The sequence below is a fragment of the Vibrio sp. D173a genome (assembly GCF_030248475.1).
The window spans coordinates 1-547 of record NZ_JAHGAH010001209.1; the positions used below are offsets into that span (position 1 = coordinate 1).

General features: G+C 42.4%; 1 pseudogene. It reads right to left on the reverse strand.

Going from position 1 to position 547, the window contains the following annotated elements:
- A pseudogene (locus KIV40_RS32340) lies at window positions 1–147 on the reverse strand (succinylglutamate desuccinylase/aspartoacylase family protein); the annotation flags it as partial.
- Window positions 148–547 lie beyond the last annotated feature (400 nt).

Genomic DNA, 547 nt, shown 5'->3' on the forward strand with positions numbered 1-547 from the left:
TTGACGTGGATTCTCAACACCATTGAGCTCGTCACCGTGAATCGCTGCGTTCACCATCAACGTTGGACCCCCTAGGCGACCATGAATCACCTCGATAGGGATCGACAACGGAGAATGGGTATTCAGCTGAGCCGCTTGCAGCTCAATCTACACTCGTTGGCCTGGTTGTACAGTTTGACCAAGGAGTTCGAATGGTTGGTGAGGTTTTAGTCTTGCCATTTAGGTTTCTCAACGAATGGATAATGGATTAAATCGGAATGTACCAATCGTTGATTTTTAGTACGAATCAATCACTTTACGGTGACGACAAAAATTTTTGATGAGGTGTGTTTGAGAATGGAATTGGCGTTGATTTAATCTTAATCAAGTTAATTGCTTAGCGTTTTATTTCTGACAATTTGCTGATAATTCAGAAGAAAGTGACTGCTACTATCCAGCGCCTTTTTTTTGGGCGAGTATATTAATTAACTGAGATCGTTATGAAAAAAACAATCACAAAGATCGTAGCTCTGGCAGTGGTGTCGGTAGCTCTTTCAGGCTGTGTGGG